A 13,610-nucleotide genomic window follows, 5' to 3' on the forward strand; every position below is an offset into this window, starting at 1 on the left:
GGACTAACCAGACCGCTTGCTCGGCAGGGAATCTTCGTTTACGCACAGACGCTTTACCGGTTTGTTTAACCGCTTCTTCAACCCAATCTAAGGGAATGTGTTTAGCAAAGGCATTGATATGGTGTTCTTGACAGAACTCCGCAGTAACGTGTAATTCTTTAGAAAACTCGGACATAAAAAAATCGGTCTCAACTATGTTGAGACCGATTATGATGCCTTGGGAGGATCGTTCAATTACTTAAAACGATCAGCATTAAGTGCCATACTGAGCTTTTTTATACCAATACCAGTCATTTAATTATCATTGCTATTATCTTTTTGGGTTGGTGGTTATATAACTCACCAGCGATAAACAGCATGGAATGGTATAAATACTAAACAACATTGCGCTTTAATAACAAAAAAGAGCAGCGTTTTGCTGCTCTTTATGTTTACAACTTCATACACAGTTGTGAAGGCTAAGAATAGACAACGTGGTCTTCAATGCCGTCTACCAACGCTTGTGCACTCGGCCAACTGAACACTTTTTCCATCACTTCCGTGCCCCCCGGCGCGCGCCAAATACGCTCTTGGCACTCTCGGCCACCAATGTGGCGATAAAATTCAATTGCTGAAGTATTTTGCGAAACGACTTCCAGATATAAGCCACTATCTTTGAAGTACTGCTGCTGCCATTCTGCGGCGGCAAGTAATAGTTGTTTTCCAATACCACGGCTACGAAACGCGTCATCTACATGCAATGCATCAATAAAAGTCCCACGCTCAAAATCATGGTTACCAAAGATGCAAACAAAGCCAATTAAAAGCCCCCCCTCTTCTGCCAGTACGATGTGCTGGTTAAATGGAGGGTTGGTAAGACGGGTCTGCCAAATCAGCAATTTATCATCCAGAGCATCTTTGTCTAAATAACTGTTACTAAGGATGCCTTGATAGTGACGTTTCCAACTCTCTGCATGCAGATGCGCGATACGCTCGTAGTCCTTATATTCCGCTAGTCGTAAATCCATTACGTATTCCTATATTCTTATATATGCTGCTCTTCCAAATAACCTTAGCATTTTCTACCATAATAATCCTGACTTACCGGTAGATTTCACATAGCCTAAGCTAAAGTTCATTTTTTAATACTACTCATTATTTAATTAAAAGCAAAATATGCCGACAGATTTATTAGCTATATACTATAAGAATCATCACAATTGTGTAACTTAAGTTTGACTTACACGTGTACGCTGATAATCTAGCGTACAGTTGTTAGCTCAAAGTCAGGAAAACATTGTGACTCAAAACAAACCACCTCTTATCTGGTTGAATATAGTAATATTTTCTACCAGCTTCGTACTTGCCTTCATTGTTACTCCTTGGTATGCCTACCACTTTGGGTTAGGGTGGGAGCACTTAATATGGGGCATTGTCGCGTTCAGTTTTACCAATCTATCAATTACAGCGGGTTATCATCGTCTTTGGAGCCATAAAACCTACGAAGCTCATCCAATGTTACGTGGCATATTCGCTCTTGGCGGCGCATTTTCCCTACAAAATAGTGCATTACACTGGTCTTCCGATCATCGCGTACACCATAAACACGTGGATAACAACGATAAAGACCCCTATTCAGCTAAGCGTGGCTTCTGGTACTCGCATTTAGGCTGGATGTTGCGTGATTACAACAAATCAAGAGAGAACGACTACACCAACTGTCGTGACCTTAAACGTGACAAGATAGTAATGTGGCAACACGACTACTATGTTCTACTGGCGCTCGTGACCAATATCGGCTTTCCGGTTGCCTTAGGACTTATTTATGGTGATGTCTGGGGCATGCTATTAGTGGTGGGCGCGGTTCGTCTTTTTATGAGTCACCATACCACCTTCTTTATCAATTCATTGGCTCATATTTGGGGTAAGCAGACGTTTACCGACAAAAATACAGCGCGTGATAATGGAATTTTGGCCTTTTTTACGTTTGGTGAGGGCTACCATAATTTTCATCACATCTTTGAGAATGACTACCGTAACGGAGTATATTGGTGGCATTACGATCCAACCAAATGGCTGATTAAATCATGCTCGTGGCTGGGGTTAACATGGAAATTACGTACAACCCCAACTTTCAGAATAGAAAAAGCCCGTGCGACCCAACTGTTAAAGACGACCAAAGAGAAGCTAGAATCGAGACCGAATACCCAGCCTATTCTCGACCAACTTCAGCAAGAGTTTGATTCTCTCGTTCATCATATGCAGGAGTATTATGAGGTTCGAAAAGAGCTGATTAGTAAAAAAACAGCAGACGTAGTGAAGAAGTATGAGTACTCAGTCTGTAAGTTGAAGTATCAGCAGATAAAAGCAGAGTTTGAAAGGCAACAACACAGTTGGAATCTAATGGTTCGTCAATACGCGTAACCTTATCCCTACCACCACTTCAAAGCTCCGACTCATCGGGGCTTTTTTTCTTCAGACATTCATTAACTCAAAATCAGGTTACAACCACCCATTTAGATTACTTTCCGCCCACCTCCTGTGTTAATGCACCAGTTATCGACCAGTATTATATTTCATTAAAACTTATATAAATTGGCATATATCACTCACACAACCATATTTAAACAAAATAATACATCGCGTTTACTTATTAAAATATTATTTGTTTTAGATCATGCAAGTCCCAGATTCAACTCGTGCCACAGACAAGAATTCTGTACATTTCTTGTCATAATTTGAAACAGTTTCATCCTTATTTTCAATACATCTGGAGACCCTTATGCTAGAGCTCTTAATTGGCTTAATAGTGACCATTGCCGTGGGCTATTTCATTGTCAAAGGCTATAAAGCGGCTGGCGTGCTTTTAACCGCAGGTATTAGTTTGCTTCTCTTAACTGGCGTGTTAGGCCACCAAGTATTACCATCAAGCATTACCTCGACCGGTAATATGGTAACGGACTCATTAGAATACGTTAAATATATGCTTCAGTACCGTGGTGGTGGCTTGGGCATGCAGATTATGTTGCTTTGTGGATTTGCGTCTTACATGACACACATTGGTGCTAACAACGTCGTAGTAAAACAGTTCTCTAAACCGCTTTCAGTTATTAAGTCTCCTTATGTCCTTTTAGTTGCGGCATACATTGTCGCCTGCTTAATGTCTTTAGCCGTAAGCTCGGCAACGGGTTTAGGTGTACTTTTGATGGCGACTCTATTCCCTATGATGGTAGCGATGGGTATCTCACGCCCAGCGGCGGTTGCAGTCTGCGCCTCTCCAGCAGCAATCATTCTTTCTCCAACCTCCGGTGATGTTGTTATTGCCGCAGAAAAGTCAGGACTTGCTCTGGACGTTTTCGCTGTGCAAACCGTTCTGCCTGTATCGATTTGTGCCATCATCGTCATGGCTGCGGCTGCCTTCTTCTGGAACAAGTATCTGGATAAGAAGGAAAACACGCCAATGGAAAAGATTGACGTATCAGAAATCAAAGCGGATGCACCCGCGTTTTACGCAGCACTGCCATTTTTGCCAATCATCGGTGTATTTCTCTTCAACGGGCGTACAATCCCTGGATTAAGCCTAGATATCTACACTATCGTTGTTGCTTCCATTTTCCTTGGAGCTCTTATTCATTACGTCGTGAACAAGTTTGATGGCAAAAAGTCGCTGGAAGATTTGGATTCTTGTTACGAAGGTATGGCTGACGCATTTAAAGGCGTGGTAATGCTGTTAGTTGCAGCTGGTGTATTTGCACAAGGTTTGATGTCTATTGGCGCAATAGATAACCTGCTTCACCTAGCAGATCAGGCTGGTGCTGGCGGCGTTGCTCTTATGCTTATTTTGACAGTTCTAACCGTTGCAGCAGCAATCGCTACAGGCTCTGGTAACGCACCATTCTATGCCTTCGTTGAGCTCGCTCCTTCACTGGCAGCAAAAATGGGCCTAAACCCTGCATTCCTAATCATCCCGATGCTGCAAGCATCGAACCTAGGTCGCACTATTTCTCCGGTTTCAGGTGTCATCGTAGCAACATCCGGCATGGCGAAAATAAGCCCGTTCGAGGTGGTTAAACGCACCTCTGTACCTGTACTAGCAGGGTTAGTAACCGTCATTATAGGAACAATGGTTCTGGTACCAATGAGTGCTTAATATGTTTACTAAAAATATCTAGTTTCAACAATGACAAAGACCCGCTGTAAAGTTGGGTCTTTTTGTTGACGCCAGTGTTAGATCGCATCTTCTATCACTGCCTCTTCCTATCTTTTCAATCACTCTCGTTGCTTATTGACACTACTCAACACGTGACATATTTCGCGTATGTGGAACGGTATTAACGTTAGAGTTTGCTTACTATGACAACAGCTTATATAAAAACTTAACTCACTCGAAATCTGGAACTGATTATGACTGCACTGATTGTCTTTATTGTTATTGTTCTACTTATCGCGGCATACGCCATCAGCATCTACAACAAACTTGTGACTCTGCGAAACCGATTCAAAAACAGCTTTGCTCAAATTGAAGTTCAACTCAAACGCCGATACGACCTGATTCCAAATTTGGTCAACACCGCGAAAGGCTACATGGAGCATGAGAAAGAGACATTTGAACGTGTAATCCAAGCTAGAAACCAAGCATTATCTGGTCTTAAGGCAGCAAGTGAAGCGCCCGACAGCAATGCTGCGATAAGCCAACTTAGTCAAGCTGAAGGCATGTTACAAAACGCATTAGGTAAACTTAATGTTGTCGTTGAAGCTTACCCAGAGCTAAAAGCCAACGAGACGATGAGCCAACTCCAGGAAGAGTTAACCAGTACGGAAAACAAAGTCGCGTTTGCACGCCAGGCATTTAATGATGCGGTAACAAGCTATAACATCTACAAGCAAACTTTCCCGCCCGTCATTTTTGCCAACATGTTTGGGTTCCAGGACGGTAAATTGCTCGAATTTGCTGATAGCGAAGCCATCCAAGAAGCGCCGAAGGTTGAGTTTTAATGGACTTTTTTCACTATCAAGATACTGCACGTCAGCGAACTGGGCTTCTAGTAATACTGTTTGTGTTGGCAGTTTTAGCGATCACCAGTCTGGTTAGCGTGACATCGATTGGTATCTATTTTGCCGTCACTGGTAAGCCTTTCGATACTCAAAGCGTCATAAACTACAGTCTGTTAAGTTTTGTTGGTGTCATCTTGGTTGTGTCGATTAGCTCATTGATTCGACTTACAGACCTTAGCTCAAATGGTGGGCGCGGAGTAGCAGAAAGTATTGGTGGCAAACTTATTTCTCCAGATACAGTAGATTCGAAGCACAGGCAATTACTTAATGTCGTTGAAGAGATGGCAATTGCGTCAGGCATACCAGTTCCTCCTGTCTACTTGATGACAGAAGAGCGTGGAATTAACGCTTTCGCCGCAGGAATGAGCATCGATGATGCCGTCATTGGTGTTACACAAGGTGCCCTTGATAGCTTCAATCGCGATGAACTTCAGGGCGTCATCGCTCATGAATTTAGCCATATCCTGAATGGAGACATGCGCCTCAACACTCGACTGATAGGTGTCTTATTCGGCATCACTTGTATCGCTCATTTTGGCCACTTGGTATTGGACAATTCACGCCATACAACTCGAGGACTTTCTCGTCGCTCTTCAGATTCCAGCAAAGGTTATGCCGCCATTCTACTAATCGCTATCGTCTGTCTGGTACTTGGATGGTTGGGTACGCTGTTTGGTTCTATGATAAAAGCTGCGATTTCCCGTCAGCGTGAGTTTTTAGCAGACGCGAGTGCAGTACAGTTTACTCGCAACGATCAGGGGATAGCTGGCGCACTCAAGAAAATAGGCAGCAGTTCTAACGGCTCAACATTGGACACCAAAGCAAGTGACGAAATGAGTCATATGATGTTTGGACAAAGTAAACTCTCTGGGTTTTCTGGTTTGTTTGCGACTCACCCACCTCTTGATGAAAGAATTCGCCGCATTGAACCTAGTTGGGATGGAAACTATTCGCACCGAACTAAAAATAAAACTGCCACTTTTGCTAGTGAACAAATAAGCGGATTTGCGGAAAACGCACCCTTTACTGCCAACAAGTCAGATTCAACGTCAACGCTGTTCAATGATGCAGGCCAGCGCTTAATAGAACAACTACCTTCAGAACTTGTTGACCTTGCACGTGAGCCTTACAGTGCACGCTTCGTTACCTTCATCATCATCTTCGACGGCAGTGACATTCAACGAGAGAGGATAAAATGTCACGTCCCTCCTTCCTCTCAAACAAAACTTCTCCCTTGGCTCGATTACGATATACCGCTTCATCTTCGCTTTCCGCTGCTTGAATTAGCAATACCGGCACTCAAATCCCTCAGCGAAGGTCAGAGAAATCGACTTTGTGAGGTGCTGCGTGATCTTTCTCAAACTGATAATGATTACTCACTCGCAGAATGGTGCGTAATCAACTTGGTTGAAAAACAATTACTTGCTTCCTTTGGCCATACTAAGCAGAAAAAATCACTAAAACAGCTTAAAGAAAGTGTGTTTTGGTTGCTTAGGGAGCTGGCCTGGGTTAGCCACTCTCAACAGGATCATGCACAACACGCTTTCAACTCTGCGCTCGCTTATTTGGGTTTTCCTGAACATGATTTGGAAAAAGCGAATAACAACTGGAGTTTGAGTCGTGCTACGTTAGAACTGCTACTGCAGTTAAAGCCGAGAGAACGGGAAATGTTTGTTAAGGCATGCCGACTCGCAATTGAATCTGATGGTGTAATTACTGTCGCTGAAGGAGAGCTCTATCGCGTTGTGGCTTGCTTCCTTGAAGTACCAGAGCCACCACTAACGATATCTGACTAGAAACTTGTAGTGCGCAGACTACTTCTTTTTATTTAGTCTTTTATATAAAAAGCAAAACGCCAGCGAATTATCGCTGGCGTTTTTACAATTATCTTTTTACGCTGCTTTGAAGCGCTCTGGAACTCGAGTAATGCTTTGGCGGTAACTAAACCACAGATACGTTACTGCAACAGAGAAGTAGAAATAAGACAAAGCAAACACTATTGGCGAGGTAATCAGTTCCGCAGACATACCCCACATAACACCCGTAACTGTGATTGCCAATTTAGATAGCATGCCACAAATCAACAAAAATAGCGCGAGGTGCGGGAAGCGAGAGCTACGAAAAGCGAAAAAGTAGCAGCTACCAACAGCCAAGGAAGCGATAGAAAGACCTAACATAAATGAATGGAAATGCTCTGCCGATGCCACACCTGCAGAAACAGAAGCGATAAGCATTAGGAACAGTTTCATAAGTTACCTCACAATAAATCGAAAAAAGCATCCCTTCATAAATGAAAACTCATTTTTCATTATATTCTGCTCATTTTGCATGCTATTACAAGCACATTTTTTGCTCGCTTTGTGTACGACCTGCTGCATCAAACAACCTTATTACAAAAGGTTAACAACTAACTTTTCACAAATCCTTTGTATCAAATACTTAGCCATAGAAGCGCTCATTTTAGGCACTTTTGTCACAAAGTATTAACACGGAAATATTTCGTAACTTTTGTCTGAAAATGTGAACCAAATAGATATGTTCAACACGTTCACACTATTTTCCTGCACCACTCGCGGCCATTAACGATTTATTTACATATACGCCATAAATGTACACATGGTTTTATAGATTCAAATAATTTTTAAATCTAACATCAAAAAGAGATTCCAATCACATATTTATTGGTTATAATCCGCGCCAATTGCGTCAAATGTTGAAAAACGCAAACTTATTTTTATAAAAAACATCTTTAAACCCACCACTCTCTAATGTTGGTGCAATAAGCCATTCCAAAGACTGTCTATCAGTGATTGGTTGTAGGCCCCTGCCAGAGAGTTAACCGAGAGAAAAAATGAGTAAGATTGATAAAGCGATGCGCATCCTGCTAGCAGGTTTCTGCATCAACCTTTGTCTTGGCATCCTGTATGCCTGGAGTGTATTCAATAAGGCACTGGTAACTGAATCCGGCTGGACTGCTGCAGAAGCTTCTGCGCCGTACGCGACTGCAACCATCACTTTCTCTATCTGTCTTCTTGTTGCAGGCATCTTACAAGACCGTATGGGTCCACGTTTGATCCTTATTCTTGGTACAGTTCTAACAGGCTTGGGCATGATTGCATCTGGCTTTGTTGACACTCCACTTATGCTTAACATCACGTTTGGTGTGATCACAGGTGCTGGTATCGGTTTTGGTTACGCATGTTTGTCACCTTCTGCAATGAAATGGTTCCACGCCTCTAAGAAAGGTATGGTTAACGGTCTAATCGCTGCAGGTTTCGGTCTCGCGGCTATTTACCTAGCGCCAGTGACTTCTGCGCTAATCGATAGCATGGGCATTCAAACCAGCTTTATGGTTCTTGGTGTTGGTATCCTTGCGATTGCCGTTCCACTTGCAGCAACGATTAACAACCCACCAGCAGATTACATGCCAGCTGAGCCTAAAGTAAAAGAAGGCCAAGCGCCTAAAGCGCTTAAAAAGTCTGACGATTTAACCTGGAAAGCGATGTTGAAAACACCACAGTTCTACTCACTGTGGATCATGTACGCGTTCGCGGCTTCTGTTGGCCTTATGATCATCGGTAACATCACGACGATTGCAAGTGTTCAAGCTAACCTGCCAAACGCAGTTTACCTGGCTTCTATTCTTGCGGTATTCAACTCAGGCGGCCGTGTTGCAGCTGGTATGCTTGCAGACAAAATTGGCGGCGTTCGTACACTTCTACTTGCGTTCATTCTGCAAGGCGTCAACATGGCGTTGTTCGCAACGTTCGACTCAGAGTTTACTCTCATCATTGGTACCGCTATTGCGGCAGTAGGTTATGGCACACTTCTGGCTGTATTCCCTACCCTTACCGCAGAGTTCTACGGTCTGAAAAACTACGGTACAAACTATGGTGTGCTATACACAGCATGGGGTATTGGTGGTGCCATCGGTGCAGCAGTAGTTGGTTACTCAATGACTAACGGCGAAGGTTACACACTGGCTTACACAGTCTCTGCAGCAATGATGGCAGTATGTATCGTATTAGCGTTCATCACTAAGCCACTAACTGAAACGAAAGTTGCACAGCTCAAAAACGCATAATTGTGAATTGATTTGATGATGAAAAGGCTTAACCTATTGGTTAAGCCTTTTTTTATCGGTAATAAAACCCTGTCGAATTATGCAAAAACTTGTCGAACTTGCACCAGATTACTATTTAGATAACTTCCTCAAGCTAACCCAACATGCTACGCATTGGTATAGCGACTTATTACTAGAGGAAGAGCACCATTGGCTCACAGCATTCAAGCAACTGAGCAAACCATCACAATGTCTATTAGTGCGATTGTACAGTCGTAAAGGGTGTTGGTTTCGCAGTGATAAACTCAATTATCAGGAAATAGCGTCTATTCACGAAGCTCTGTCAGAGTTAAATCAATCTGAACTTATTGAGCTCTCCCCTACGCTTTCTCACCAAGAGTTAGCGGCTCACTTACTGACGAAGTCAGAAATCTCTGCGCTTTACCCTGACCTACCTAAGTCATTAAAAAAAGACAATCTCGTTGAGTGTTTGAGCAATACGGAGTTCGACCAGTTTGATTTACTGGAATTTACTATTATCCGACTGAATGCCGCTCATATGATTGATGTATTGCTGACGTTGTTTTTCGCCAATACTCACCAAGATTTAAGCCAATTCGTACTCGATGATCTTGGCTTGCATCAGTTCGAACGCTATCAATTAAGCAAAGAGCGCCGATTTTTTGATTCGCGAGAGCAAATTGATAGATTGATTGAACTCAGCCAGCTCTCTAATCTTTATTGGCAATTTGATCGGAAAGATAAGACCAACCTCGACCTGCTCATCGATGCAATGCCAGACCCCGTCAAGCATGACTACGTGGATAGAAAGCGTGAACACATGCTGAATGACATTGCCAGAGACTACGAGCGTATCAATGAATTTGAAATCGCGCTTGCACTTTTTGAACAAACCCATCTCCCGCCGAGTAGAGAACGCCGCGCGCGCATTTACGATAAACTGGAGCACGACACACTATTTAGTGACATTGTCACAAACATGGTAGAAACGCCGATCAACGCCTCCGAACTTGAAGTGGCACAAAAGCTAAAACAACGCGTAAAGCGCAAGCTTGGGCAAAAGGTGCCAAGAGCTCCAAAGCCAAAGTGCGATGAACTGCATCTTGAACTCGATTTATCACAACAACGTGTCGAGCTTGTCACTAAAGAACACTTTGAGCAATTGGGTTGGCAAGTATTTTATGCAGAGAATACGTTGCTCAATGCACTGTTTGGTTTAACCTTCTGGGACGCCATTTTTGCTCCCGTCGAAGGCGCTTTTATAAACGCGTATCAACATCGCCCACTTGATTTGTATCACAGTGGCTTTGCCTCTAAACGCGAACAGTTAATCACATCCGCGTTCAAGAACCTCGAAGCTGGTAATACAGGAACGTTAATAGAAAAATACGATGCCAAGTTTGGGATCAGCAACCCGTTCGTTCATTGGGGCGCGGTAAGTAAAGAGCTAATCGAACACGCACTCAGAACCATTCCGACTTCAATGTTGGTGGATCTATTAAACGTCCAACTCCGTGACCTCAAGCTCTACCGTAACGGTATGCCAGATTTAATTGCATTTAAGGGAGAGCAATTTGAATGGATCGAAGTGAAAGGTCCTGGCGATAAACTGCAGGACAACCAATGGCGCTGGATTAAAGAGTTTAACCGTCTTAAGGTACCGTTTTCAGTCTGCTACGTGACCGCTAAAATAGACGCATAATTAGGATAATAAGAGATTTAGCCAGATGCTCCAACACAGGGGCTGTCACTCGGTAGTACTAACTGAATGCTTTTAGGTAACACTTCAAAACGTATTTTACGCGAACTGTAAGGTTCTCCATCTAAATTGAGTGGAAGAGGGTTCGGAAAATCGATCTCCAACCAACTGGTGCGCGTATGTTTGACAAAATCACCGGTAATCCTTGGGTTATTGATCTCCTCGATCACTTTAGGCAAGTCTTGAGGTAAGAATGGGCAAACCAGCGTTAAATCCATTAATCCGTCATCAATCATAGCGTTGGGAGCTAATGACTGACCACCTCCAGCCAAACGGCCATTACAGAATGCCCCGAGTAATATCCCGCCTTCGTAGCTTCCGTCATCTACGGTGATGGTTCCATCATACGGTTTAAAGCCTAGAGCTTTTACGACCCCAGTCAGGGTATAAGCTCCCCCACCCAGAAAGTTCTTCAACTCGACAGGGGTTTCAGTGGTAATTTCGGCACCAAATCCTGCCGTAGCGACATTGATAAAATAACGGTCATTCGCTTTTACACAATCGACAGAAACGGGTTGCCCATTCACCGCCAAAGAAAGAGCGTCAGGAATAGAAACAGGTATACGGTTGGCAGTGGCAAAATCATTGGCGGTACCAAGTGGAATTATCGCAAGTTCAGGTCGCTGGTCTTCATCAATTTGGGCAATCGCCGAAACAACTTCATTGACGGTCCCATCGCCACCAGCAACAACAATACGTTTAACACCCTCTTTTACGGCTTCCTTAACTAAACGCATCATGTCTTGAGACTCCCAAGTCACACGAACCTGTACATCGACGCCTTGCTCTCGCGTCTCCATGATTGCGCTTCTTAACTCGGGTATACCAGCCTTTTTGCCATTTAGTATCGCTCGTATTGTTTTCATTGAAATCCGTCTCTGTGGCTTAATCTAGTTTCTTACTGCTCAGTACTTTCGAGAGTGTAGACAAAAACTCCATAGTTATAACGGTCAAAGTGCTCTGATTGATAAATAATTAAGATTTACCTAAATACGGCGTTAAAAACGCACTCACTTCATCAGCGCAAACCCCGACTTCTACTTCAACACCAGCTTGCTCTAAGATAGCGATACCACGGCCGCTGTTGCGTGGATCTGGGTCGAGCATGGCAACGACAACCTTTTTTATCCCGGAATTTACTAACGTCACGGCACAGGCAGGCGTTCTTCCGACAAACGAACAAGGCTCAAGTGTCACATAAGCGGTGACCTGCTCTAACGTTCCCTTGTATCCATTCAACGCTTCCACTTCGGCATGATTTCCACCGATAGCCTGAGTGTAACCCTCGGAGACTATCTGATTATCTTTAACTAAAACACAGCCTACTGGCGGATTAGGTTGACACGCTGGTAGTGCGTTTCGCGAAATCTCTAACGCACGGCGCATATATTCTTGGCTCATAGAACATCTATTCTTTAATGAAAAACAAGGGGCTATAGTAGCGCTCAGCTTTATTCAATACCATCTCTTTGCTTTAACTTATCCAATTGAGGTAAAGCCTTAGGTATACGAAGTTTGAGATGATTTTGCTTCGTTTGAATTTTCCGCCACATCGACTTGATCAGACTAGAACTGTGCTCTCCACTTTGCATTCGAGTTGAGCTTTTCTGCCATGAATCACTAGAATCTGCATTGCGCATCTCCAATTCAGAAGTATTCACTCGCAATTGTCGGTAAAGGATGGCTCTCGCCTCTCCCCAGCGATTTTCTTTGAGTAATCGATGCAAGCTAAGCCAAGGGGGAACTGGCCTTGAACGGTAATAGCGCTTGATGGCTAAAAATAAAATAATACCCAATACCAAGGTGGTAATGAGACCTATAATCCAGACAAAATAAGCTTTAACGAACGACTTTAACGTATGTTTTGCTTGAAATGACTTCCCTTCAATCACAATGCTTTCTAACTGCTGCGTTTCGCTGTTCCACCACTGGAACTCATGAGCAGGTAACGTGAGTTCACCGCCTTGCTGAATCACATATACGCTTTGTTCAGTTCGGGTAGATTGATAGTCTCCACGCGTTTGTGTATCGGTAAGCTGGTGAGGCTGCAAGTAAGTTTGATAACGATCGTTTGACTCACCTTTTAGCAAGTCAGGTAATAATACCGATAAACTATCCTGTGCGGTTATTGTAATTTGTCGAGTGATCGCATCTCCCACTTTTAACGGTTCAGAAGACGTTGCCCACTCTTGCTTTACGTCGACATGTGTCGCGGCAAACCACGGGGTATTATCGCTCAATAAGCCAGATGGCAGCGATGCTGAAAACCTAATTGGCTGAGTGTAAAGGGTTCCTGCGACGTTTTTTCCATCAGGCACTGAAACCTGAACCCCCACCGCAATGGGAGGCACTACAAAATCACCCGATACCTGAGGATACAACGTCACCTCCCAACGTTGACGCGACCAAGTTTGTCCCCCCTTTCTTTCAGTGAAGTTGGTTGCCAGTTGGTTACGCTGTTTCGCAATCACATCCGGGATTTCCACCGAGCCAACTCGCGTGCCGCCAGTAAACCAACGCGGAGTCGCCACCTCAATAGTCAAAATGACTTGCTCATTAACACTGAAGTTGGGTGAGTTTCGATTGTCTTCGTTACTTGTCGCTTTACCAACCCACGCTTTTATCTCCACATCATTATTGCGCTGTAAGTCATTAATATCTTGCGCGAATGCCAGACCGCTTGTACAGAAACTTGCCAACACTATGAAGATACAAGCCAGATAGCCGCTCATA

12 protein-coding genes are annotated in these 13,610 nt (G+C 43.7%); 6 read left to right on the forward strand and 6 right to left on the reverse strand.

From position 1 onward, the window contains the following. Together L3V31_RS18500 and L3V31_RS18505 are read right to left on the reverse strand one after the other, a co-directional pair. Positions 1-175 (reverse strand): transposase domain-containing protein (locus tag L3V31_RS18500; RefSeq protein ID WP_237318322.1); only part of this gene is annotated, 175 nt, incomplete at its 3' end. A 283-nt stretch (positions 176-458) separates the two neighbouring features. Then, positions 459-1,007: a GNAT family N-acetyltransferase gene (locus L3V31_RS18505; protein ID WP_237318181.1), complete on the reverse strand. Its 549-nt coding sequence runs from the start codon at positions 1,005-1,007 to the stop codon at positions 459-461. Positions 1,008-1,278: 271 nt separating this feature from the next. On the opposite strand from L3V31_RS18505, the gene L3V31_RS18510 reads away from it, so the two are divergent. The 4 genes from L3V31_RS18510 (at position 1,279) to L3V31_RS18525 (ending at position 6,830) form a co-directional block, all read left to right on the forward strand. Then, entirely contained in the window at positions 1,279-2,403 is a 1,125-nt protein-coding gene (locus tag L3V31_RS18510) for a fatty acid desaturase (protein WP_237318183.1), read from the forward strand. Positions 2,404-2,761: 358 nt separating this feature from the next. After that, positions 2,762-4,129 (forward strand): anaerobic C4-dicarboxylate transporter DcuC, encoded by a 1,368-nt coding sequence (gene dcuC / locus L3V31_RS18515; RefSeq protein ID WP_237318186.1) that lies wholly within the window; start codon positions 2,762-2,764, stop codon positions 4,127-4,129. Between the two features lie 254 nt (positions 4,130-4,383). Beyond that, positions 4,384-4,974, forward strand: coding sequence for a LemA family protein (locus tag L3V31_RS18520; RefSeq protein ID WP_237318188.1), 591 nt, complete (start codon positions 4,384-4,386; stop codon positions 4,972-4,974). Next, positions 4,974-6,830 carry a M48 family metallopeptidase gene (locus L3V31_RS18525; RefSeq protein WP_237318189.1) on the forward strand — a complete coding sequence of 619 codons (1,857 nt, stop codon included), beginning with the start codon at positions 4,974-4,976 and terminating at the stop codon, positions 6,828-6,830. Before L3V31_RS18520 ends, L3V31_RS18525 begins: the two co-directional genes overlap by 1 nt. 96 nt (positions 6,831-6,926) lie before the next feature. Here the strand turns inward: L3V31_RS18525 and L3V31_RS18530 are convergent, their stop codons facing one another. Further along, complete coding sequence (locus L3V31_RS18530; protein ID WP_237318191.1) at positions 6,927-7,283, reverse strand: NADH:ubiquinone oxidoreductase; 357 nt, start codon at positions 7,281-7,283, stop codon at positions 6,927-6,929. 602 nt (positions 7,284-7,885) lie between these two features. Here L3V31_RS18530 and L3V31_RS18535 point away from each other — a divergent pair. Both L3V31_RS18535 and L3V31_RS18540 read left to right on the forward strand, forming a co-directional pair. Beyond that, entirely contained in the window at positions 7,886-9,118 is a 1,233-nt protein-coding gene (locus tag L3V31_RS18535; protein WP_237318193.1) for an OFA family MFS transporter, read from the forward strand. Between the two features lie 79 nt (positions 9,119-9,197). Then, positions 9,198-10,820, forward strand: a complete 1,623-nt coding sequence (locus tag L3V31_RS18540) for a VRR-NUC domain-containing protein (protein WP_237318195.1) — start codon at positions 9,198-9,200, stop codon at positions 10,818-10,820. 17 nt (positions 10,821-10,837) lie between these two features. Here L3V31_RS18540 and yegS read toward each other — a convergent pair whose 3' ends face one another. The 3 genes from yegS to L3V31_RS18555 all read right to left on the reverse strand — a co-directional run bounded on the left by yegS (position 10,838) and on the right by L3V31_RS18555 (position 13,609). Beyond that, complete coding sequence (gene yegS, locus L3V31_RS18545) at positions 10,838-11,743, reverse strand: lipid kinase YegS (RefSeq protein ID WP_237318197.1); 906 nt, start codon at positions 11,741-11,743, stop codon at positions 10,838-10,840. 109 nt (positions 11,744-11,852) lie between these two features. Then, positions 11,853-12,278, reverse strand: coding sequence for a bifunctional diaminohydroxyphosphoribosylaminopyrimidine deaminase/5-amino-6-(5-phosphoribosylamino)uracil reductase RibD (locus tag L3V31_RS18550; protein WP_237318199.1), 426 nt, complete (start codon positions 12,276-12,278; stop codon positions 11,853-11,855). 50 nt (positions 12,279-12,328) lie between these two features. Further along, complete coding sequence (locus tag L3V31_RS18555; RefSeq protein WP_237318324.1) at positions 12,329-13,609, reverse strand: BatD family protein; 1,281 nt, start codon at positions 13,607-13,609, stop codon at positions 12,329-12,331. Position 13,610 lies beyond the last annotated feature (1 nt).

It is taken from the genome of Vibrio sp. J1-1 (assembly GCF_021728395.1).
In the GTDB taxonomy this organism is placed as follows: Bacteria; Pseudomonadota; Gammaproteobacteria; order Enterobacterales; family Vibrionaceae; genus Vibrio.